General features: G+C 65.1%; 17 protein-coding genes. 14 read left to right on the forward strand and 3 right to left on the reverse strand.

Annotation, left to right across the window (positions count from 1 at the left end; all coding sequences use genetic code 11):
- Positions 1–96 precede the first annotated feature (96 nt).
- Positions 97–8,049 carry a discoidin domain-containing protein gene (locus A9762_RS06910; RefSeq protein ID WP_170836199.1) on the reverse strand — a complete coding sequence of 2,651 codons (7,953 nt, stop codon included), beginning with the start codon at positions 8,047–8,049 and terminating at the stop codon, positions 97–99.
- A gap of 565 nt (positions 8,050–8,614) precedes the next feature.
- Here A9762_RS06910 and gspG point away from each other — a divergent pair.
- From gspG to A9762_RS06970, 12 genes are all read left to right on the forward strand, one after another.
- On the forward strand, positions 8,615–9,073 hold the full coding sequence (gene gspG, locus A9762_RS06915; RefSeq protein ID WP_069341298.1) for a type II secretion system major pseudopilin GspG: 459 nt from the start codon (positions 8,615–8,617) through the stop codon (positions 9,071–9,073).
- 30 nt (positions 9,074–9,103) lie between these two features.
- Positions 9,104–10,318, forward strand: a complete 1,215-nt coding sequence (locus A9762_RS06920; protein ID WP_069341299.1) for a type II secretion system F family protein — start codon at positions 9,104–9,106, stop codon at positions 10,316–10,318.
- Positions 10,315–12,018: a GspE/PulE family protein gene (locus tag A9762_RS06925; RefSeq protein WP_069341300.1), complete on the forward strand. Its 1,704-nt coding sequence runs from the start codon at positions 10,315–10,317 to the stop codon at positions 12,016–12,018. The genes A9762_RS06920 and A9762_RS06925 overlap by 4 nt, the downstream gene beginning before the upstream one ends.
- Positions 12,011–12,871 carry a hypothetical protein gene (locus A9762_RS06930; RefSeq protein ID WP_069341301.1) on the forward strand — a complete coding sequence of 287 codons (861 nt, stop codon included), beginning with the start codon at positions 12,011–12,013 and terminating at the stop codon, positions 12,869–12,871. Before A9762_RS06925 ends, A9762_RS06930 begins: the two co-directional genes overlap by 8 nt.
- Positions 12,868–13,431: a PilN domain-containing protein gene (locus A9762_RS06935; protein ID WP_083253700.1), complete on the forward strand. Its 564-nt coding sequence runs from the start codon at positions 12,868–12,870 to the stop codon at positions 13,429–13,431. The genes A9762_RS06930 and A9762_RS06935 overlap by 4 nt, the downstream gene beginning before the upstream one ends.
- Entirely contained in the window at positions 13,407–14,003 is a 597-nt protein-coding gene (locus A9762_RS06940; protein WP_069341302.1) for a hypothetical protein, read from the forward strand. Before A9762_RS06935 ends, A9762_RS06940 begins: the two co-directional genes overlap by 25 nt.
- Positions 14,000–14,674, forward strand: coding sequence for a hypothetical protein (locus A9762_RS06945; protein WP_069341303.1), 675 nt, complete (start codon positions 14,000–14,002; stop codon positions 14,672–14,674). The genes A9762_RS06940 and A9762_RS06945 overlap by 4 nt, the downstream gene beginning before the upstream one ends.
- Positions 14,675–14,739: 65 nt before the next feature.
- Positions 14,740–16,851, forward strand: a complete 2,112-nt coding sequence (locus A9762_RS06950; RefSeq protein ID WP_240493468.1) for a secretin N-terminal domain-containing protein — start codon at positions 14,740–14,742, stop codon at positions 16,849–16,851.
- A gap of 17 nt (positions 16,852–16,868) precedes the next feature.
- Positions 16,869–17,396, forward strand: a complete 528-nt coding sequence (locus A9762_RS06955; protein ID WP_083253708.1) for a type II secretion system protein — start codon at positions 16,869–16,871, stop codon at positions 17,394–17,396.
- A gap of 36 nt (positions 17,397–17,432) precedes the next feature.
- The gene (locus A9762_RS29380) at positions 17,433–17,981 is read left to right on the forward strand and encodes a prepilin-type N-terminal cleavage/methylation domain-containing protein (RefSeq protein WP_083253709.1); all 549 of its coding nucleotides are present in this window, start codon (positions 17,433–17,435) and stop codon (positions 17,979–17,981) included.
- Positions 17,968–18,780, forward strand: a complete 813-nt coding sequence (locus A9762_RS06965; protein ID WP_069341306.1) for a type II secretion system protein — start codon at positions 17,968–17,970, stop codon at positions 18,778–18,780. The genes A9762_RS29380 and A9762_RS06965 overlap by 14 nt, the downstream gene beginning before the upstream one ends.
- Positions 18,781–18,900: 120 nt before the next feature.
- Entirely contained in the window at positions 18,901–19,302 is a 402-nt protein-coding gene (locus A9762_RS06970) for a lytic transglycosylase domain-containing protein (RefSeq protein WP_069341346.1), read from the forward strand.
- Positions 19,303–19,369: 67 nt separating this feature from the next.
- Here A9762_RS06970 and A9762_RS06975 read toward each other — a convergent pair whose 3' ends face one another.
- On the reverse strand, positions 19,370–19,906 hold the full coding sequence (locus A9762_RS06975; RefSeq protein WP_069341307.1) for a cytochrome b: 537 nt from the start codon (positions 19,904–19,906) through the stop codon (positions 19,370–19,372).
- Positions 19,903–20,994 (reverse strand): catalase family peroxidase, encoded by a 1,092-nt coding sequence (locus A9762_RS06980; protein ID WP_069341308.1) that lies wholly within the window; start codon positions 20,992–20,994, stop codon positions 19,903–19,905. Before A9762_RS06980 ends, A9762_RS06975 begins: the two co-directional genes overlap by 4 nt.
- Positions 20,995–21,199: 205 nt before the next feature.
- Between A9762_RS06980 and A9762_RS06985 the strand changes: the two genes are divergently transcribed.
- Together A9762_RS06985 and A9762_RS06990 are read left to right on the forward strand one after the other, a co-directional pair.
- Positions 21,200–21,736, forward strand: a complete 537-nt coding sequence (locus A9762_RS06985) for an RNA polymerase sigma factor (RefSeq protein WP_069341309.1) — start codon at positions 21,200–21,202, stop codon at positions 21,734–21,736.
- The gene (locus A9762_RS06990; protein WP_069341310.1) at positions 21,733–22,662 is read left to right on the forward strand and encodes an anti-sigma factor; all 930 of its coding nucleotides are present in this window, start codon (positions 21,733–21,735) and stop codon (positions 22,660–22,662) included. The genes A9762_RS06985 and A9762_RS06990 overlap by 4 nt, the downstream gene beginning before the upstream one ends.
- Positions 22,663–22,784 lie beyond the last annotated feature (122 nt).

Below are 22,784 nucleotides of genomic sequence, written 5' to 3' on the forward strand. Positions count from 1 at the left end.
GACCAGACCATGCGGCAAACGGGCGTTTCACAGAAAAAACGACGGGATGCCATGACTGCGCATCCCGTCGTCTATTTGCTACAAAACCTCAAATCGTCAGAAGCCGATCCCCAGAATCAGGTGCTCCGGCGTGGGCGAAACCAGCGTGGAACTCTGGTCCGACACGTCGTCGTACGAGAAACCGTAGGCCTTGCGATCGATGCTGTGGTCATGCCAGAACTTCGCGTAGGCGTTGTAAGGCGCCTTGGCATACCAGGTCGACGACGGTGCTGCCCACTGCGTGTCGTCTTCCATGATGTGGCGGTTCAGTGCGGCCGCCACCTGCGCTTCGATCGCCAGCTCCGTCGCATTACCGGAGGCCAGCGGACCCTTCGCTTCGAGCATGTCCTGCGTGTTCGGATGGTTCACGTAGTACTTGCCGCCCACAAAGGCACCATTGCCCTGATCGACTTCGGTGAACACCAGCTGGTCGCCGACCGTCTGGCCGACGAACTTGCGGGCGTTACCCCACATCAACAGCGTCAGCGTGTGCGTACGGTAGTACTCCCACATGCTGTCGATGTACCCGTCGAAGTACTTGCCGTTCGGTTGTCCCGCGTCGAAACCACCCTTGCTCGGTGCGGCGATGCGCAGCGGCGACGGGTTGATCGGCTGGAACTCGGCCGGCACTTCCTTCTGGTACGCCGCGAAGATCGAAGCGCGCGACTCGGTGATACCCGAGCGAACGTGCGTCGTGCGGTTGCTGCCGTACAGGTCTTCCGTCAGCGGGAAGCCGAACTGGTCGACCTGCGTGTTGTTGAACCACATACCGTTGTCGCCGTACGTGAATTCATACCAGTCGAAAAGCACATCGATGTTGGGATCCGTCGGGTTGCGCAGGTCGGGACCTGCAAAGCCGAGATTGCCGGCCTCATCCTTGTTGATCTTGATGTACAACGGCGAACCCAATGCCACGAACGCGCGAGCGCCGAAGATCTTCGGGAACTTCAACTGCTTCGCCTGTGCCAGCGTGAAGAAGTAGTTACTGAAGTTCTGTCCGTTCTTCGTGAGGTGCCCCGGCGCATCGTTATCTTCGACCGCCATCGGCACGATCGTGCCATCGGCCTTCAGATACACGAACCGACCGTTGTTTGCCGGATCGTGCGCGATCACCGCCACGTAGATCTGATCGTCCGTGTATGCGCCCTTCGTGTTGTTGCGAAGTTCGACGCCGACTTGATTCGGATAGATCGGATAGTTCGGGATGGTGCCGTCATCCGGCGGATTGGTGTTGCCCGGATCGCCCGTCACCGGCGGCGGCGTCACCGTCAGCGTTGCTGCCGACGAGGTCACCGTCTGACCGGCCGAGTTCGTCACGTCGACCGTGAACGTCGCGCCGTTGTCGGCGGCCGTCGTGGGCTGCGTGTCGTACGTCGACGCGTTGGCGCCCGGAATCAGGTCACCACCACGACGCCAGCGATAAGTCATCCCGTCCGGGTTGGCGACCGCGACGGCGAAGTGAGCCGTCTGCCCCTGCTGCACCGTGATACTGGCCGGCTGGCCGGAGATAACGGGCAACGGCGGCGGAGGCGGCGGCGTGCTGCCGTCCGTGGGGCCGTACACTTCGAACTCGAACAGCGAATAACCGTACTGCGACGAGCGCTTGACGCCCGCCATGCGCACGTAACGCGCCGACGTGGTTGCGAACGAGACCGTTTCGACACCGCCCTGGCCGTTCGGCTGCGAAGCCACACGCGTCCAGTTCTGGTTGTCGTTCGACACCTGAATCTCGTAAGCCGCACCGTAAGCACGCTCCCAGCGCAGCACCACCTTCGACACCGGCACCGAAGCGCCCAGATCGACAGCGAGCCACGCGTCATCGTTGAAGTCCGACGACCAGCGCGTACCCTGGTTACCGTCCACCGCAAAACGTGCCGGCGTGCCGTCGTTCTCGGCACCGCTCGCAAAGGCGGACTTGCCCTTCGCGAGGTTGCCGTTGCTGCTGCCGTCAGACGGGGTTTCCGTGGCCGGATTGGTTACCGGAACGGTACCGCCTGCCGGGCCATACACTTCGAACTCGAACAGCGAGTAGCCGTAGGGCGTGGCGCGTTGCTTGCCGGCCATGCGCACGAAGCGCGTGGTGACCGGCGTGAACGACACCTGCTCCGTGCCGCCCTGACCGGCGGACTGGCCGCCGACCTTGCGCCACGTGTTGCCGTCATCCGAGACCTGGATCTCGTACGCCGTCCCGTAAGCCCGCTCCCAACGCAACTGGACTTCCGAAATCTGGGTGGGGGCACCCAGATCCACGGCGATCCATGCGTTGTCGTTGAAGTCCGACGACCAGCGCGAGTCGGCGTTGCCGTCGACCGCGTTGGTCGCAGGCGTACCCTGCGGGTTTTCTGCACCGCTGGCCGACACGCGCTTGCCGAGTGCCAGGTTCACGGCGGTAGCGCCGTTGTTGCCGTCGCTACCGTTTCCACCATTACCGCCATCACCGGTGCCGCCTTGCGGCGGGGCACCGTTGTTGCCGTTGTTACCACCCCCGGCCGTAGCCGGGGTCACCGTCAGCTTCGCCGGCGTGCTGGTGATGTTCGAGTTACCGTCATCAGCCACCACACCATACTGCGCGCCATCGTCGTCCATCGTCGTGGCCGGCGTGTCGTACGACGGGTTGGCCGTCACCGCCACCTGCTGGCCGTTACGGAACCACGTGTACGACAGGTTCGTCGCACCGATCACCGACACCGTGAAGTGTGCCGGCTGGCCCACTTGCACGGATTGCGGCTGCGGCTGCTGAGCGAAGCTCAGCTGTGGACCATAGACTTCGAACTCGAACAGCGAGAAGCCGTACTGCGTTTGACGCTTGACACCCTGCATGCGGACATAGCGTGCGGAGACCGTCTGGAACGACAGGTTTTCCGTACCGCCACGCCCCGTGTTCTGGGTGTAGACCGTCTTCCAGTCACCGTCGTTGCCGGTGTCCGACACCTGGATCAGGTACTGCTTGCCGTAAGCGGCTTCCCACTTCAGGCGCACCAGATTGACCGCCTGCGACTTGCCGAGGTCGATCGTGATGTTGGCCTTGTCAGCATCCGGATTGTCCTGGAACAGCGAGGACCAGCGCGTCGCGATGTTGCCATCGTTCACGTTGGCTGCCGCGCCGAAGCCCGGATTTTCCACAGGCGTCGACGTCACCGTCTTGCCCAGTGCAAGGTTCGTATCGTTGGACGGCACGCCATCCACGACATTGAGCGTTGCACCGTCGCTCAGCTTGCTTGCACCGCCGGCGCTGACGAGCACGGTGAACTGCGCACCGTTGTCCTCCAGCTTGACGGCCGGCGTGGTGTAGCTTGCCGACACGGCGCCGTCGATCTGCGCGCCATCGCGATACCACTGGTACGACAGCGTGCCGTTGCCGGTAGCACTCACCGTGAACGTTGCCGTCTTGCCGATGGCAGCCGACTGGCTCACCGGGGGCGTGACGATCGTCGGCGGCGGAACTTGCGGGTTGTTGCCGCCCGGATCCTGCTGGGGCGCCGTCACCGTGAGCTTGAACTTCTGGCTCGTGACGCTGCCTGCGGCATTGCTGGCGATGACGTAGTACTGCGTGCCGTCATCTTCCTGCTTGACCGCCGGCGTGTCGTAGATCGGCTGCGACGACGTGTAGACCAGCGTATCCGAGGTCTCACCGGCCTTCGCCACGCGATACCACTTGAACGTGAGCGGGGCCGAACCGTTGATACCGAGGCCGAAGTGCGCCGACGTACCTCGCGTCGCACTCACGTCGCTCGGCTGCACCGACACCGTCGGGGCCGTCACCTGTGCCGTGCCCGAGACGCACAGCACCCAGCCCGGGGCGTTGTCGACCAGACCCTGACGATCTTCACCGGCCGACGTGATCAGGTAAGCCTGACGCTGGTCGGTGGCGAGGAGCGTCGACGTCCACGTCGTCCACTTTTCCGGGAAGGCGCACGCGGCGCTGTTGTTGCCGGCGATCGACAATGCTTCGTCGCGCGTCGGCAGGCGCTTGCCCTGTGCAGCACAGTAGTCGGCAGCGGACAGTTGCGTGAACTGGTGGTTCGGATCCGTCGTCGCGTACTGCTTGCGGTTCCAGATCAGCGTGCTGGCCTTGTCCTGCGCTTCGCCCGGGTTGAGCACCGTGTAACGTTCGTTGGTATAGAGACCGCCGTCGTTACAGTTCGGGACGTTGTAGACCTCGATTTCATACAGCGAGTAACCATAGGTGCTCGCGCGCTTCTGACCGACCATGCGGACATAGCGTGCGGTCACCAGCGGGAACGTGAAATCGTCCACGCCACCGCTGAAGCCGGCCGCCGATTCGTAGGCCTTCGTGTACTGAACGTTGTCGTTCGACACTTCGATGCGATACGAGCTGGCGTATGCGGCTTCCCAACGCAGGATCATGCGGTTGATCGGCATCGGCGCGCCGAGGTCGACCGTGATCGATGCGGTGTCGCCATCCTTCTGATCCGAACTCCAGCGCGAGCTGACGTTGCCGTCGGTCACGTTGCTGGCCGGCATGCCTTGCGGATCCTGATAGCTGCTGGCGAACGCGCGCTTGCCCTGCGCCAGGTTCACACCCGGTGCGGCCTGGCTCAACGTTGCCGGATCGCTCGTCACGCTCTTGCCCGAGGCGTTCGACACCGTGACGGTGTACTTGCCCAGATCCTTCGGGGCGACGGCGTCGATCGTGAGGCTCGGCGAATCGCCGCCCACCACGCCCGTCGGGCCGCTCCACAGGTAATGCAGGGGCTTCGAACCGTCGGCCACGACCGTGAAGGTCGCGCTCTGGTTGAGCATCGCCACCGTGTTGGCCGGCGGGGTCGTGATCGTCGGCACGGTCGCCGCGTTGACCTTGAGGGCCACCGGGGTCGACGTCACCTGCGCCAGCGGGTTCTTGACGAACACCTTGAACATCGCGCCATCGTCGTCCGGACCCAGCACCGGGGTGGTGTAGGTCGGCGACTTGGCGCCATCGATCGCGACGTCATTACGGAACCACTGGTACTCGATCACCGGCGAGCCGGTCACCGCGACGCTGAACGTCGCCGTCTGGCCGACGAACACCGTCTGCGCGGCCGGCGGCGTGTCGATCGTGACCGCGCGCGCCGGGATCACCGACAGCACGGCATCGTTCGACGTGATGACGCCAACGCCGTTGCGAACACGGACACCGTAGACATGGCCGTTGTCGTCGCCGATCGCAGCCGGAGTGTCGAGGCTGCTGCCCGTCGCCCCCGGAATGTCCTGATGGTCGCGCTGCCACTGGAACTGCATGGGTGCGGCACCCGAGACCGTCACATCGAAGTGAGCGGGCTGGCCGACGCTGACCTGCTGGCTGGCCGGCTGCACCACGATTTGCGGTGCCGAGGTCGCAGCCTGCACCGGCACGATGACCGGGGCCTGCACGTCGTACGCGGCCGTACCGCTGCCCAGACCCGGCGACGTTGCGGTGACGTTCACGTGGCCCGTCTGGAACGTGCTGCGAATCGCAATACGCGTCAGACCGCCTTCGGCTGCGAGCTCATGGTCGCCCGGCGCGTGATAGCTCGCGGGCTTGTCCATCGTCACGATGTGATCCCAGCCGCCGCGATAGTTCGCGACTGCCGTGTTGTCGACGGAGAACGTGATGAGGTTCGAAGCGTTCGGCACGACGACGCCCTTGGCATCGACGACCATCGCCGTCACGAACACGGCGTCGGAGCCGTTGGCCGTGACCTGGAACGACTGACCGTTCGGACGAAGCACTTCCGGCACCACCGACAGCACGATGTGGTCGGGCGCGCCGGCGGTGTACTGCTCGTCGAGCACGGGGCGGCCGTTGTACGTCACCTGTGCACCGAAGCCGTCCACGCACAGCGCCTGAATATGGCCGCCGTTCGCTTGCACGTCATCCCAGTGCGCCTGCCCCACGAGACCCGTGGTCGTGCCGGCCGAATTGTCGGTCGAGGTCGAGAGGTTGTTCGGCTTCTGATCGGCGCCCTGCACCACGTCGTTGATGACGAGACGCACGGCCGGGCAGTTGCTGAACACGTTCACGCGCACCGGACCGCTACGGTTCCAGGTGTTCGCAAGGTGCACCACCGGCTTGATCGAGAACGGCGTCCACGCGGCTTGATACGCGTAGTACAGCAGACGCGGGAAGCGGTTGCCGTCGGTCATCGATTCGCCCAGCGAGCGAACCATCGGACCGGTCGGATTGAGCTTCGCGTCGTAGGTCTTGCCGCTCCAGTAGAAGCTGTCTTCACCCGGCGTATCCGCCAGATACCAGTGAGCGATACCGAAAGCGTTGACCAGAACACCGCTGCGCCAGTCGTTCAGGAACGACGCCACCTGATCCATTTCGAAGTCGTAGTTCTCGCGGAACTCGCCACGACCCCAGTATTCGGCAGACCAGGCCGGCTTGTTCGGGAACTGGTTCTTCACGCCAACTTCGCAACCCTGACGCGAGCAGCTCAGGATGTCGCCGTTGAGCGCGTTCGGCGTACGGTCCGCCTGTGCGCGCGTGTTGACCGGATCCCACTGACGACCGATGGCGGCGAGCAGCGGCGCGAACGAGGTGTTCATGATGCCGTTGTTCGCTTCCCAGGCCAGCACGGACGGGTTGTTGCGATCGCGCAGGATCATGTCGCGATGCAGCTCGAGCTTCAGCGCGTACTTGTCGATCTTGTTCTGCGGGCAGTCCGCCGTCGGCGACGCCAACTGGTAGCAATCGTTGAAGCCGTTCTCACCGTCGCCGCTCGGTTGCACGACGAAGATCCCCAGCGCGTCGGCCGCGTTGAGGAATTCGGTGCTCGAGGACGAGTGGCCCGGACGGTACAGGTTACCGCCGGCATCGGCCAGCAAGCGCAGATCGCGCCACTGCTGCTCTTCCGGCACGGCCGTGCCGAGGCCCGGATAGTCGTAGCGGCCCGAAGCGCCCCACAAGTGGGTCGGATATCCGTTGATACTCGGGAAGTTGTTGTCCCAGGTAATCAGGCGGATACCGAGCGGGCTTTCCGTCGCATCGACCACGACACCGCCCACGCTGACCATGTGGAACACACGGTACATGTACGGACGGCCGCGCGGCACGTTGTTCGGATACCAGAGCGTCGGCTTGTCGACGACCAGATTCTGACGAACGAGCGTCGGGTGATAACCCGGGCCGGCATTCGGCGGCAGGACCACATCGTCCTTCGCCTGCTTCACCACCGTGCCCGACGCGTCGACGATCTGCGTGGTGACCTGCGCGGTCTGCGCAGCGCCCGACTCGTTGAGCACGTTCGTTTCGATCTGGATGTTCGCCGACGCCGCCGTGCCCGAGCCATCGGTGGCCGGGCTGTCGATGCTCACGGTGGAGACGTGCGTCCCCCACGTCTGCATGACCGGGTAGTCGTTCAACGGAATGTGAACCGGATCGGTGACGTACAGATACACGGGACGGAAAATCCCCGTGTCGCCCTGACCGAAGCGGAACGCGCCCGAGAAGTCCGGATCCTGGAACCAGTCGCCGTTGGCGGCGACGCGCACGGCGATCACGTTGTCGGTCACGCCGTCGGCCGTCACCATGTTGGTGATGTCGATGGCGAACGGCAGGAAGCCGATCACGTGCGTGGCGTCCGGACTGCGAACGCTGCTGCCCTTGACCGGCGTGCCGTTGACGTAGACCTGCGCGCCCATGTGCGCGCCTTCGAACTCAATGATGACCTTGCGGCCAGCATAGGACTTGTCGAGCTTGAGATGCTTGCGATACCAGCCGCGCCCATTGGGCACATCGCCACCGCTCTGCGTGTTCGAGAACATGCTGTTCTCGTTCATCGAGTGCGGAATCCCCACGTTCTTCCAGCCGGAGTCGTCGAATCCGGGCTGTGCGTAGGCAGTGGAGTCATCGCCCTGGAACTTCCAGGGTGTGGCGCCGAGGTTGATCTTTACGCGTCCTGACGCCGGTATGGGTATCGGCGCCGCGCCCGCGTTCGTCTGAGGCGTGGCAGTGCCCGCCATCAGGAACATCCACGCGAGCAGCAGCCCGGTGCATGTCCACGCTAATGAGTGTCGTTTTCTCATTTCGTCATTGTGGTTCCGATTGAACCCGTGCAACATTTGCTCCCGCCATCTCGCAACCACCTGAGATGCGTTCGAAAAATGTCGACGGTTAGATTGAACTCCAAACGAGTTGCAGTGGTCTGACCCACTTCGGGCGCAATACTAAGTTGGCTTTACGCGGCGGATTTTTCACGAGTGTCATTAATAGTTTTCATTTGAACGACCTCGCAAGGCGCTGAATTCTCAAGCACCAAAACCGTGAAATCCTTGCGACCCCAGCGCCGACAAGGCGACTTTGGATGCAGCGCAACAATCCTCAAATTTGCGCTGTAGGACAAACCACCCGCGACTTGGTAAATGCGCGGAGACATTCGGATCCCTGTCTTCTTCGCGCCTCCCTGCACTGAATTTTTTGCAATTCACTGCTGAGGGATTTACATCTTCCCGACCCTTCGCAATTCCACGATGATGCGTGCGGCCGCATTCTGTTCGGCCCGGATTCGCTCGCCGATTTTTCCGATGTGTCTTGCACGTCGTTTAGTTCGGGCAACGATCCGCCGTCACACTCACTTCGAGCTCACGCGTCATGAAACTCAGCCTGCCTGTGCGCCGTCGCGCCTCCGCCTTCAGTCAACGTCGCGCTCAGCGAGGTTTCACGCTGCTCGAATTGCTCGTGGTCGTGGTGATCATCGGTTTGCTCGCGGCATACGTCGGGCCGAAGTACTTTGCGCAATTGCGAAAATCCGAAGTCACGGTGGCCAAAGCGCAAATCGATGCGTTCACCAAGTCGCTCGATGCTTATCGTCTCGACGTGGGCCGCTATCCGACCACGGCCGAAGGACTTAACGCGCTGATGGTCGCGCCGACCTCCGCCGGTCAGGCGTGGAATGGCCCGTATCTGCAAAAGGCGATTCCGCTCGACCCGTGGGGCCATCCCTATCAATACACGTCGCCCGCCACAAAGGGCGAGTACGAGGTGATGTCCTACGGTCGCGACGGCCAGCCGGGCGGCACCGGCGACGACGCGGACATCGTCTCGCAGTAAGCGCAAACCGGTTCGCGACACCCCCGGCGCATGCATTTCGACGTCCGCACGATAGGCCCGCAAGGCACGATCGAGACCCTTCGTATCGAGGCAGACAGCCCCGAGGACGCGCGCCGTCGCGCGCAGGCCGACGGCCGCTTCGTGAGCGAAGTCCGGACCGTGAGAGTGTCCGGGTTGCACTTAGGTCGCTTAGGTCGCGGCAAAGGCGTGACCGGTGCGAAGAAGCTCTCGCTGGTGCTCTTCAGCCAGGAGTTGCTCGCGCTCATCAACGCGGGGCTTGGCGTGGTCGAATCGCTTCAGGCGTTGCACGAGAAGGAGAGCAATCCGGGCGTTCGCGAATGTCTGCACCGGCTGCTCGAAAGCCTGTCGTCGGGAAAGCGCTTCTCTGCGGCACTTGCCGAACAACCACGCATCTTCCCGCCGCTTTACGTCGGCATCGTGCAGGCCGCCGAAGGCACGAGCGATCTGCCGCGTTCGCTGGCCCGCTACGTGGACTATCAGCAGCGCGTGGACAGCGTGCGCAACAAGGTCGTGAGCGCCGCCATCTATCCCTGCATCCTCATGTCGGTCGGCGGCGCGGTGAGCTTCTTCCTGATGATGTACGTCGTGCCGCGCTTCGCCGAGGTGTATCAGGGCGCGGGACGGCAACTGCCGTTCGCCTCGCAACTTATGCTCGACTTCGGGCAGCTCGTGAGCGGGCACACCACGTTGTTCCTCGCGGCGCAAGGCGCCTTCGTGCTGTCGCTCGTGATGCTCCGGCGACGGTTGCAAAGCCGGGGCGGCGTCGTGCTGCTGCTCTCGCGCATTCCGGTGCTGCGTGAGCGCGTGCGTATCTACGAACTGGCGCGCGTGTATCTCACGCTCGGCATGCTGCTCGAAGGCGGCATCACGATCCTGCGCGCGCTGGCGACCGTGCAACCGATGGCGTCCGTCAATCTGCGCGCCGCGCTCGCCACTGCGTCGGCAAGCGTGGATGCGGGCACGCCGCTGTCCACGGCATTCGAAGCCGCAGGCCTCACCACGCCGATCTCGCTGCGCATGCTGCGCGTGGGCGAGCGCACCGGCGAGATGGGCCCGATGCTCACTCAGTCGGCGGCGTTCTACGACGGCGAAATCGATCGCTGGATCGACCGCTTCACGCGCTCGTTCGAACCCGTGCTCATGGCGGCCATCGGCCTTGTCGTCGGCGCCATCGTGATCTTGCTTTACATGCCCATCTTCGATCTGGCGGGAGATCTCTCGTGAGCACGCTCGACCTCAGCCCTCCCGACACGCTCATCGACGCCGCACAGGTCGCCCGCGCCCGCGAGATTCAGCGCGAGACGGGACAGGATCTCGTCGCCGCGCTGCACTCGCTCACGGGCGGCGATCTGCGTGACGTGGTGCTCGCACTCGGCACACAACTGGGCTTGCCGGTGATGGATCTGGCCGACATGCTCGCCGCGAAACCGGCGTTCGAAACCGTATCCCTCTCGCAGTCCTTACAGCGCCATTGCGTGCTGCTCGCGCGTGCGGACGGCGCGCTCGTGGGCGTCGTCAGCGATCCCTTCGATCTGGACCTGCGTGTCTGGCTCGGCGCACGCGCGTCGACCCCGGCGCCCCTGCCCTTCGCGCTGGCGTTGACCGACGACCTCCACGCCTACCTCGCCAAGCAGGAGGAGACGGCACGGGCCATCGATCACGTGGTCTCCGCAGACGGCGACAGCGTAGGGAGCGACCGTACGTCGACTCGCCTGTCGTTCGCCAGCGTTGCCGAAGGCGCAAGTCCGGCGGTCAAACTCGTCAACTCGACGCTATACGACGCCCTCAAGGCGGGCGCGTCGGACATTCACCTCGAGAGCACGGCGACCGGACTGGCCATCAAGTATCGTGTGGACGGCGTACTCGATCACGCGGCGTCGGCACGCGGCACGGACCTCGCCGAGCAGGCGATTTCGCGTCTGAAGGTGCTGGCGGAACTCGACATTGCCGAGCGACGCATTCCGCAGGACGGCAGCTTCCGCGTAGAGGCGGCCGGGCGCGACATCGACCTGCGCGTCTCGATCATGCCGAGCATTCACGGCGAGGACGCCGTGATCCGGATTCTCGACAAGCGCGCCATGATCGAGGCGTACGGTGCGCTCACACTCGAAGCGCTCGGCTTCGATCCTGCGTCGCTCGTGAGCCTTCGGGCGCTCGCGCGCGAAGCGTACGGCATGCTGCTCGTGACCGGCCCGACCGGCTCGGGCAAGACGACCACGCTCTACGCCGCGCTCACCGAGATTCACGACGGCCGCGAGAAGATCATCACCATCGAAGACCCGGTCGAGTACCAACTGCCGGGCATCCTGCAAATCCCCGTCAACGAGAAGAAGGGCCTGACCTTCGCCAAAGGGTTGCGCTCGATCCTGCGTCACGACCCCGACAAGATCATGGTCGGCGAAATCCGTGATCGCGAGACAGCGGAAATCGCCGTGCAATCGGCCTTGACGGGTCACCTGGTGCTCACCACCGTGCACGCGAACAATGTGTTCGACGTGTTCGGCCGCTTCAACCACATGGGGATCGACCCCTACGCCTTTGTCTCGGCGCTCAACGGCATCTGGGCCCAGCGGCTCATGCGCGTGAACTGCCCGCATTGCCGTGAAGCCGCCCCGACGCCCGACGACGCCGAGCTGGCCAGCGTCGGCCTGACGCGCGCCGACGTCGCCGACTTCCGCTTCATGCGCGGTCGCGGCTGTTCGCAGTGCCGTGGCTCGGGCTACAAGGGACGCCGCTCGATTGCCGAGATCCTGATGCTCAACGACGAGCTTCGCGAACTGGTCGTGGACAAGCGCCCGATTCGCCAGATCAAGGCCGCCGCGCACGCGAACGGCACACGCAGCCTGCGCCACGCCGCACTGATGCTGGTGCGCGCGGGCGACAGCACGCTGGAAGAAGTGCGACGGGTGACGACGAATGCTTGAATGGCGAGCGCAATCCCTGCATCTCGGTGTGTCGCGCGATGCGGCAAGTCTGGTGCTGCGCGAACACCAGTCGCAGAAGTTGCAGACGTGGCGGGTGCTCGGCTCGTCGTCGCTCGCGGCGTTCTCCGGCGAGGCTTATGTGCCTGCGCTACGCGACGCCGTGCACGATCTGCTCAGCCAGCATGCCGCGCGTCGCGCCACGCTCGACATCGTGTTCGACGACCGCCTCGCACGCCTGTGGATGACCACGCCGCCCGCCGGTGCGACACGCCCATCCGACATCGAGGGCGCCGCCATGCTGCGCTTTGCCAATCTGTTCGGCGAGACGCCCGAGCACTGGCAGATCGCCGGAGACTGGCAAGTCACGCATCCGTTCTGCACGGCAGCTTTGCCTCGCGCGCTCGTCGATACGCTGATCGTGACGGCGCAGGCGTGCCGCGTCCCTGTCACGAGCATCGCGCCGCAATTCGTGAGTGCGTGGAACCGCTGGCAGCGGCAATGCCGCACGCCCGGCTGGTTTGCGGTCATGCATGACGATCTGATGCGCATCGGCATCACCAACGGTAGCGACGCCCACCATCGACTGCATGCGATTCACGAGGTAACCATGCCATCGGATCGCGACATCTACTGGCTCGCCCAGACGCTGGCGCGCACCGCCATGCTCATGGGGGTCACGCCGGCCACGACACTGCATCTGTGCGGGACAGTGCCGAACGACGCGCGTGTCACGCTCGCGGCACTGCATGTGAACGCGCTGGCGTCGGCAGCAATGCATGAAACAAGCAAAACCCACGACGGACACGACTGGCAAGCCACCGATATCCTCGCGACGGGCGGAGCACTGGTATGAGCGGCATGACACGCATCGCCATCGATTTCGCACCGCGCGGCTGGCAGCGCACGCTACGACAACTGTCACCGCGCTGGTGTGCGGTGCTGGCGCTCGCCGTCGTGATCGCCATGGTGGCGGTGGTGCTCGGTTACCGCGTCTATGTGCGCGATCAGGCGCGGCAAGCGGCCGCGCAGCGTGTTGCGCAACGTGAGGCCGCGCACGCTCGCGCCAATCCACCGGTCGCCCCCATCGTGGTGCCGGTGGCGCAGGCGAACGCCATCAACGCCATCGCCCGCACGCTCAATCTGCCGTGGCGCGAACTGCGCGATGCGCTCGACGCTTCGGCCATGGCGAACGTCGCCCTGCTCTCGCTCGCCCCCGACGTCAACCGGCATTCGGTGCGCATCACGGCGGAGACGACGTCCCCCGACGACATGATCATTTACCTGCGCGTGCTGCGCGAACAGCCCTTCTTCACCGACGTGCAACTGACGCATCACGAAATCAACGAACAGGACATCAACCGTCCGATTCGCTTTGTCCTGGAGGCCGTATGGACGGTATCGGCCGCGCACTGAACCTGCGTCTGTCTGCGCGACCGACGGCGCCGTTGCTGCGCGCGCGCATCGCATTCGCCCGCCTGGGTGTCGCGCGTGCGGCAGTGCTCGCGTGCTTGCTCTGTGCGCTGATGGCGCTCGCGGCGTTCGGTCTGGCATTGACGCGAGACGATACGTCGTCGGTCGTGGCCGCAGTCTCCGGCAAGCGCCGCCCGTCCGGTCCATCACAGGCATCGGCCCCCGTGGATGCCGGACTGCTGGCGTTCTTCGAGACACTGGGCAACCGTCGTCAGAACGATCTGCACATCAAGCTGTTCTTCGATCTGGCGAAGCAGAACGGCCTCACGCTCAAGCAGGGTGAGTATCAGTACGGCTACGACAACGCCGCGCACGTCGCCACGTGTCAGGTCGTGTTGCCGCTCAAGGGCAACTACGACGCGATCTGGCATTTCGTGCTCGAAGTGCTGAAGACGCTGCCGTTCGCGGCCTTGCAGGACATCAACTTCAAGCGCGACGCCATTGGCGATGCCGCCGTGAGCGCGCAGGTACGCTTCACGCTCTATCTCCGGGACGGCCCGGTGCGTACCCCATGACGCGGCGTAGATGGCTGCTGTGGGGCTCGCTCGCCGCCAGCATTGCGGCTGCGCTCGCGGATCCTTCGTTTTTGCCGTTCCTCGATACGTCGTCGAACGCACCGGTTGTCTCGCCCGCGCTGCCTGTCACGCACGCGCGGGGGCGTCCGGCGCCCCCGGCCAGTCAAGCGATGGCCGCAAGCGCTGCGGTGGCGTCCGCCACGGCGGACACACACACCGACGCAGACGACCTCGCCGCCTATCGACGCGAGCTGCTCGCGCAGGTGCGCGCGTTCGTCTCGGGCAGCGGCCCGAGCGTCGGCGCGTCGTCCATCGTCGCCCCAATGCCGCGCGAACATCTCGTCGACACCGACGGTGCACCGGCATCATCGGCGCGCCTGTTCGCCAGTCAGAACTGGGGGCCACCGCCGCCCGCGCCGTCTTCCGCCCCGGCGCCCCTCGCACCGCTGCCGCCCACCGCGCCGCCGATGCCGTTCACCTATCTCGGCAAGGCGCAGGCCGCCGGGGCGTGGGAGGTCTATCTGGCGCGCGGCGAGAAGACCTTCATCGTGCATGAGAACTCGGTCGTCGACGACGTGTACCGCGTCGAGTCGATCAAGCCGCCTCGCCTGTCGCTCATCTACATCCCCATGAACCAGCAGCAAGAGTTGGATATCGGAGGCGCGCAGTGAAGTTGCCCGTCGCTTCATTCTTTTCGTCGTCGCATTCATCGCCATCGTCACTTTCGGCCCGGACCGTGACCCTGCGCGCGACGGCTGCGCTCGCCCTCCTCGCGCTTTCCGGTTGCGCGGCCCAAATGGCGCTGCGCGACGGTCGCGACCTCATCGCTCATGATCAGCCCGAGGCCGGTCTCAAGAAGTTGCAGGAAGCGAGTCAGCGCGATCCGGCCAACGGCGAGTACCGCCTGATCTACATCAACGCGCGCGACAAGACCTTGCTCGACTTCATCACCAACGGCGAGAAGGAGATGACGGCGAACAAGCTGCAAGCCGCCCGGCCGTGGTTCAAGCGCGCGCTCGATCTCGATCCGAACAACGAGAAGGCGAAGGCCGATCTGCGCACGCTCGACGCCCTGCTGCGTCACCAGAGCATGATCAAGCAGGCGTCGATTTCGATGGACGAGCGACGTTTCGACGCCGCGCGAAAGACGCTCGAACAGATCCTGCGCGAGCGGCCCGACAACGACGCGGCCCGTGCCATGCTCGCCGAAGTGGAGTCACGTGCGGCGCAACCGGTACTCAGCGCGGAACTGTCCGACGCCTACCGTCAGCCGTTGTCGATCGAATTTCGCGACGCGCCCCTGCGCCAGGTGTTTCAGGTCATCGCCCAGCGCTCGGGGCTGAACTTCGTGTTCGACAAGGATCTGAAGGCGGACACCAAGGTCTCGATTGCCCTGCGCAACAGCACCGTGGAGCAGGCGCTGTACTTCCTGCTCGTGACCAACCAGCTCGAACAACAGGTGATGGACAACAACACGTTGCTCATCTACCCGAATCTGCCCGCGAAGGTGCGCGAGTACAAGGAAATGGTCGTGCGCACGTTCTTCCTGAACAATGCGGACGCCAAGCTGGTCGCCGCTTCGCTCAAGACGCTCACCAAATCGACCGACATCGTCGTCGACGAGAAGCTCAATGCGGTGATCGTGCGCGACTCCCCCGAGGCGATCAAGGTCGCCGAGCAGGTCGTCGCGCTTCAGGACCGCGCCGAGCCGGAAGTCGTGCTCGACGTGGAAGTGATGGAAATCACACGCAGCCGCTTGCAGAACCTCGGCATCCAGTGGCCGGACAAAGTGGTGCTCACGCCGCTGTCGTCGGCAGGCAGCGGCTCGGCGCTCACGCTGGCCGATCTGCTCTCGCCCACGCGCAATAGCGTCGGCGTCGGCTCGCCGTCCGCGACCGTCAACCTCAATGCCACCGACGGCGACACCAACATCCTCGCCAACCCGCGCATTCGCGTGCGCAACAAGGAAAAGGCGAAGATCCTGATCGGCGACAAGGTGCCGGTCATCTCCACGACCGTGGGGGCCGGGGTCGGCGCGTTCGCGTCGGAATCGGTGAGCTACATCGACGTGGGCCTCACGCTCAATGTCGAGCCGACCATCTACATGAACGATCAGGTCGGCATCCGTATCTCGATGGAAGTCAGCAGCCTGGGCGCAAAGACGACGACGAACTCCGGCAGCACCGTCTTCCAGATCGGCACGCGTCAGGCCTCGACCGTTCTCCAGTTGAAGGACGGCGAGAATCAGGTGCTCGCCGGTCTGCTCAACAATCAGGAGCAGACCTCGGGCAACAAGATTCCGGGCCTTGGCGACTTCCCGATTCTCGGACGTCTGTTCGGCAACACCACGAACAACGATCAGAAGACCGAGATCGTGCTGTCGATCACCCCGCACATCGTGCGCAACGTAGTGCGCCCCGCCGAGCGCGCCACCGAGTTCCTGTCCGGCACGCAGGGCAACTTCCGTCGTCGTCCCGCACCGGCACTGCCGGACGCCACGCCGCGCCCGCAAGCCGCAACCGTCGTGCCGGGCGTGGTGATGACCACATCAGGGGCCGGCGGCGCCGCGGTGGCGGCCAACGGGCTGTCGCTCTACGAGGCGTCGCACGGCGCACCGGCCGTGGCAGCGCCCACGCAGCCGGCACCGGTGGCGCCGCTGCCGCCGCCCAACGCCGCGGCACCCTCGGCACCCTCATCGCCTGCCGGCGGTGCGGTACCGCCACCGCCCGGCAATCCCGTGCCGCCGCCGGCACCGACACCCACGGCCGTGCTCGGTCCGACCAGCGACCCCGTGCCGCTTTCGTCGCAACAACCGGTGCCCGTGGGCGGCGCCCCCGCGCCGCGCTGATGCCGGTACTGATACCCATGCCGACGTCTCGCCTGCCGCCCTGCTCTCGCCCCGCCACACGACGCTCGTGCGGCGGGCGTCAGCGCGGCTTCACGATGATCGAGCTGCTGGTCACGCTCGCCATCATGGCGATGCTCGCCGCGCTCGCCGTACCGGTGTCGCAACTGGCCGTGCAGCGTCGCCAGGAACAGGAGCTTGCGCGCGATCTGCGCGAAATCCGCCACGCCATCGACGCCTACAAGCGCGCGTGGGATACCGGTCACATGGAGAAGAAGGCAACGGAGACGGGCTACCCGCCCTCGCTCGAAATTCTCGTGCAGGGCGTGCCTGACATGCGCGATCCGAAGCGCAAACGGCAGTACTTCCTGCGACGCATCCCCCGCGATCCGTTCAACAACGACGACTCGCTCACCGACTCGCAGACATGGGGCAAGCGCAGCTACGCGAGCCCGCCCGACACCCCGGCCGAGGGCGAGGACATTTACGACGTCTACACGCTGTCGCAGGGCGTGAGCCTGAACGGCGTGCCCTATCGGCTCTGGTAACGACACAGGGAAAGACACTGCTGCGTGGACTTCGACATGAACCGCCTACCGAAAACCCGTTCGTCCCGATCCCATCGTGCATCGCGTGGCGCTCGTGGCGCGCGCCGCTGCGGCGGCTTCACGCTGATCGAGCTGCTGGTGGTGCTGGGCATCATCGCCACGCTCGCGACGTTGATGATCCCGAACTACGTGCCCGCCATCAGCAAGGCGAAGAACACCGTGCTGGCCGAGAATCTGCGCACGCTGCGCAAGGTCATCGACCAGTATTTCGACGACACCGGCCACTACCCCGCGAATCTGAACGAGCTGGTCGAGCGCAAGTATCTGCGGGCCGTGCCCGTCGACCCGGTGACGGGCAGCGACACCACCTGGATCACCATGACGCTGGCCGAGAACGCCGCGCAGGACCCGAGTGCGCAGATTCTTGCCACGACGCGCGCCGCGCAGGAATCGGCACGCTTCGGCGCGTCCACCCCGACGCCACCGCCCGGTGCAATTCCCGTGGTCGAGGACAAGGGCGTGTGCTGCGTGAAGAGTGGCGCGACGGGCACCGACCCGGCGGGCAAGGCGTATGCGGACTATTGAACGACGCGCACGCGCCCGCCAGCGCGCCCGCCATGCCCAGCGCGGCTTCACCTACGTGGGGCTGCTGATTCTGGTCGCCGTGCTGGGACTGGTCGCGGCGCTCACGATCCGGGTGGGTGCGCTATGGCAACGGGCCGCGCGCGAAGCGCAGTTGCTTGAGATCGGAGCCCAGTTCAGCGATGCATTGCGGGCCTATGCGGACGCCACACCCGCCGGTCAGTTGCCGCAGCCGCCGAATCTGGCTGCGCTGCTGCTCGATCCGCGTTTTCCGACGCCACATCGCTATTTGCGCAAGATCTTCGCAGACCCGATCACCGGCAGCACGGACTGGGGCATAACGTACGTGACGACGAACAAAGGGGTGCTGGAGGTGTACAGCCGCTCGTCGGCAACGCCCCTGAAGGCAGGCCACTTCGACGAGCAATTCGGCACGTTCGGTGGAAAGACGCATTACTACGACTGGCGCTTCTCTGCAGCGACAGCGACGCCGGTCGTGCTCCCGTCTACCCCGACGCCGGGGTCCGGCCCCGGGACACCGGTGGACGATTCGATGAACAATCCGTTCGGCAATGCCTTCGGAGGTCCGCAGGGCCCCTCGAACGTATCCAACTCGCCGAATGCCAACGTCGGCAATACCGCCCTCGGGGGCAATAACTTCGGCAGCAGTTTCAACAATCCGCAGAGCAACTCGTTCGGCAGTACGCCAGGGAATACGTCGGGGAATGCGTCGGCAGGATCGCCGCCGTCCGCTTCGCCGTTCTCGTCATCGCCAGCCCCGCAACCCAAGACCGACTTCTGACGCCCCATGCGCCCGAGCCTTCCTCTCGATCCGCCTGATCTGCCCGACCAACGATTCGTCCCGCGTCGTTACCGCTCACGCACGCTCGCGTTCGCGGGCCTCGCCATCGTGGCGCTGACCATGAGTCGGCCGTCGCACGCCGACTGTTTCGACGACGCCGCAACCTATCACCATGTGAACGCCGATGTGCTGCGCGCCATCGCGTGGGAAGAATCGAACAACCGGCCCGACGCCCGCCGCACGAACACGAACGGGTCGGTCGACTACGGCCTGATGCAGATCAACTCGGTGCATCTGGAGGCGCTGGCGCGCTTCGGCATCGGCACCGACGACCTCATGGTGCCGTGCAAGAGCGTCTACATCGCCGCCTGGCACCTGCAACGTCAGATGGCGAAGTACGGCAACACGTGGGCCGCCATCGGCGCCTATCACTCGGCCACGCCGGCCCTTCGCGACGCCTACGCCACCCGCATCGCCGCCAAACTGAACGCGATCCGGGACGCGCGGGAGAATCGGCGCTGAGTTCCTGAGTGCCGGGGTCACCCGCCCCCTCGGCACACCGAAGGGGCTGCCCTTCAAAGCGATTCGTTCACCGGCCCCGCGCCATGCTGGAGAACACACCGTCACGCCGGATCAGGCCGTGCATGAGCGCGGCGGCCAAATGCCCGATCACCAGCGCGAACAGCGCAAAGGCGAGCCACGTGTGCAACGCACGCAGCAGCGCGAACAAACGAGCGTCGGTCGGCACCAGCGGCGGCAGATGATAGGCGCCGAACAGCGTCACCGGATACCCGCCTGCCGACACCATCGCCCAACCGATCAGCGGCATGATCAGCATCAACGCATAGAGCAGCAAGTGCGACGCCTTCGCTGCCGTCTGCTGCAACGACGGCACGCTGTCGGGCAGTGGCGGACTGCCGCGCGTCACCCGCACGATGATGCGAACCAGCACCAGCGCGAGAATCAGGATACCCAGCGGCCGATGCAACGCGATCAGCAACGTATGCGCCTGCGACAGCGTGCTGACCATGATCACGCCGATGAACAGCATGGCAAGCATGGCCACGGCCATGCTCCAGTGCAACCAGCGCTGGAGTGGACTGAAATGGCGATGGGGACGAGTCATTGGGCACCTCCCTGAGCAGACGTCTTGACCGACGGCGCACCACTCAGCGCCTCTTCGCGGGTGCGACGCTTGTACGACAGCGCATACGCCGCCGAGCGCGCCGCGAGCAGCGGGTCGCCGGACGGCTCGATGCCCGAAGGCAGGATCGTCGGATCGAAGTTGATGTCGCGGCAGGCGCCATCATCCTGCGACGTCGCCTGCGAGAGCACCAGCGTGCCGGCATCGACCTGCTGCCGCGTGGCGGGCCACTGACGCGTGGCGTCGTCAATCGGATCACCGGGCTGCGCCACCGTCAGCATCAGATGCCACCGCACCGGTCCCTGCTTCAGGCGCGTGAACAGCTCCCCGGCGAGGTAGTTCGCTTCCCCCTTCTCCTTATCCGACACGGTGTCGAACGGCAATTCGGGCTGCATCGACCAGCGAACGGCCTTGCGTTGTCCGTTGGCGTCGACGAAATAGAACGCGTTGATGCCGTAGTACGCCGCATTGGCGTAGCTCGACGACGGCGGATGCCCCTTCACCCAATCGCGAAACGCCTGCGTGTCGGGGTGCGCTGCGAAAAACGCCTGCAACTTCGCGGGATCGGGCTTGCCCGTGGCCGGGTCCGGGCGCGACGCCGCGAGCTGGGCGTAAAACTCCTCCGGCGTGCGCACGGCGAACAGCGGCGTGGTGTTCATGCCGGTGCGCCATTGCTGGCCGTCGGCTTGCGTGAACATGAGCGCCATGCTGCGAATCGGCACGCTGTTGTCGGATGCTGTCGGGTTCGGGCCGGGAATCGCAAAGCGTCCGGTCACCGGCGTGCGGCCCGGCGCGAAGACGGCGGCCTTCGAAAGCGAGACGGCGTTGCCATTGCTCTCGAAATAGCCGTCCACACAAAGGCCCTTCGCGTGATTGCGGCGAAAGCCCTCGTGGACACCGGCATTGGTCTCGAAGGTGTCGATGACGGTGTTCGCACTGAGGCGCTGCGGGGTCAGCCAACCGGCGGCATAGGCGAAGCCACCGGCGAGCAGGCCGACGACGGCGACGATGGCCGCCGCCCGGCAAGGCACGCAGATGGCTCGGGGGTCAGACGGGGAAGGTTCGGTCACGAAGGAGGCTCCTTGGGATGACGTCGGGGGGATCGTGCGACTTTCGGGAATCTCAAAACGGCGTTGCCATCAAGGTAGAACACCTCACGCAGCGTGTTATTCCCCGACGCACGAAATTTTTTCGTCGCATGGAATAAGCTGTCAGGAAAAGGTGTTGACCCGGATATGACCCCGAACCACCCGGCCTCAGGCCTCAATTAACAGCATGGACATCCGCGACCAGCTGTACGACCACGTTCCGCGCCTGCGGCGGTATGCGCGCGCGCTCACGGGCAACTCCGAGTTGGCCGACGACCTCGTGCAGGACACGCTGGAGCGCGCGCTAAGCCGTCACACCATGTTCGAAGTGGGCACCGACGCCCGCGCATGGCTCTTTACCATCATGCACAACCTGTTTCTCAATCAGCAGCGACGCGCGCCCGCGCAGGCAGCGCATGTGTCGCTGGACGAAACCGACATCGCCGAGCGCGAAGTCGCCGTGCCGGTCGACCCCGCACGCCGTCTCGAAATCCGCGATCTGGACGAAGCCTTGCGGCACCTGCCGGCCGAGCAACGCGCCATTGTGCTGCTCGTCGGACTGGAAGACATGAGCTATGCGGATGTCGCCGCGTCGCTGCAAGTCCCCATCGGTACTGTCATGTCGCGCCTCTCGCGCGGCAGGCAGCGGCTGCGCGATCTGATGTCAGGCATCTCGCCGTCCGGCGGGATCCAGCAACCTGCGAAGCTGAAGGTGGTGCGATGAACGACCGCAACCGTACGATCGACGACAGCGAGCTGCACGCGTACGTCGACGGAGAACTGCCGCCGCAACGCCGAGCAGAGCTGGACCGCGCGCTTGCCGAGGACCCCGCGCTGGCGGCGGCCGTAAGCGAGATCGTCGCGCTCAAGCGCGCACTGCACGCCCGTTACGACGACGTGCTCGACGAGCTGATCCCCGCCCGTCTGCAACGGCCGCAGCCGCGTCCGGCGCAGATGCCCGGTGCGCCTGAGGCGCCTGAACTGGCGGAACCTCAGCGAGCCCGGCGCACGAGTGCCGCCAACTGGCCGCATTGGCCACGTTTCGCAGGACTGGCCGCTGCGCTGGTCGTCGGCATCGGCATCGGCGTGCAGGGCAACCGGATGTGGTCGGCACCGTCGTCACCCGCCGCACCGTCGCTGGCGATGACCGGCGGCACCGGTGGCGCAGCGAACGCCGTCCCGGTCGCCGACAGCGCCGTGCGCTTCGCCCGGCGCGCGGCCATCGCCCACGTCGTCTACATGCCCGAGATCCAGCGGCCGTCGGGCGTGGACGGACAAACCGAAGCCCGTTTCTCGCAGTGGATCGCCGGCCGTCTCGAGACCACCGCGCATGCGCCCGACCTCAGCGCGCGCGGCTTCCAGTTGAGCGGCGGGCGCGCACTGCCCGACAGTGACGAGCGCGTGATCCAGTACATGTATCGCAACGACGCGGGCGAGCGCATCACCGTGTGCATCTCGCCGGCCGGCGTGGAGGGGCAGCCGGCGGCATTCCGCTTCTATGAGGATGGGCCGGTCAAGGTCTTCTACTGGGTCGACAAGAAGTTCGGTTATGCCATTTCGGGCGGCATCGACCGGCAAACGTTGCTGGGCCTGTCGCAAGACATCTACACCCAGCTGGAGGCGCGCGGGCGGGCGGCGCAGCACGGGTAAACGTTAGTTCCTCCCAGCAATAGAGAAGGTGTCAAACGCTCCTAATGGTGCGTTTTTGTCGGGCACTACCATGACTTCACCGTGAACAGTGTTTGCGGGCAGTCCGACAAAAATTCTCAGGA

Origin of the sequence: Pandoraea sp. ISTKB, from assembly GCF_001721285.1 — a bacterium.
GTDB classification, from domain to species: Bacteria; Pseudomonadota; Gammaproteobacteria; order Burkholderiales; family Burkholderiaceae; genus Pandoraea; species Pandoraea capi.

Coding starts and splice junctions, on each gene's coding strand:
- A9762_RS29380 (WP_083253709.1), top strand. CDS start 17,433: ATGAACCGCCTACCGAAAACCCGTTCGTCCCGATCCCATCGTGCATCG.
- A9762_RS06955 (WP_083253708.1), top strand. CDS start 16,869: ATGCCGACGTCTCGCCTGCCGCCCTGCTCTCGCCCCGCCACACGACGC.
- A9762_RS06910 (WP_170836199.1), bottom strand. CDS start 8,049: ATGAGAAAACGACACTCATTAGCGTGGACATGCACCGGGCTGCTGCTC.
- A9762_RS06930 (WP_069341301.1), top strand. CDS start 12,011: ATGCTTGAATGGCGAGCGCAATCCCTGCATCTCGGTGTGTCGCGCGAT.
- A9762_RS06985 (WP_069341309.1), top strand. CDS start 21,200: ATGGACATCCGCGACCAGCTGTACGACCACGTTCCGCGCCTGCGGCGG.
- A9762_RS06970 (WP_069341346.1), top strand. CDS start 18,901: ATGAGTCGGCCGTCGCACGCCGACTGTTTCGACGACGCCGCAACCTAT.
- A9762_RS06990 (WP_069341310.1), top strand. CDS start 21,733: ATGAACGACCGCAACCGTACGATCGACGACAGCGAGCTGCACGCGTAC.
- A9762_RS06945 (WP_069341303.1), top strand. CDS start 14,000: ATGACGCGGCGTAGATGGCTGCTGTGGGGCTCGCTCGCCGCCAGCATT.
- A9762_RS06935 (WP_083253700.1), top strand. CDS start 12,868: ATGAGCGGCATGACACGCATCGCCATCGATTTCGCACCGCGCGGCTGG.
- A9762_RS06965 (WP_069341306.1), top strand. CDS start 17,968: ATGCGGACTATTGAACGACGCGCACGCGCCCGCCAGCGCGCCCGCCAT.
- A9762_RS06975 (WP_069341307.1), bottom strand. CDS start 19,906: ATGACTCGTCCCCATCGCCATTTCAGTCCACTCCAGCGCTGGTTGCAC.
- gspG (WP_069341298.1), top strand. CDS start 8,615: ATGAAACTCAGCCTGCCTGTGCGCCGTCGCGCCTCCGCCTTCAGTCAA.
- A9762_RS06940 (WP_069341302.1), top strand. CDS start 13,407: ATGGACGGTATCGGCCGCGCACTGAACCTGCGTCTGTCTGCGCGACCG.
- A9762_RS06920 (WP_069341299.1), top strand. CDS start 9,104: ATGCATTTCGACGTCCGCACGATAGGCCCGCAAGGCACGATCGAGACC.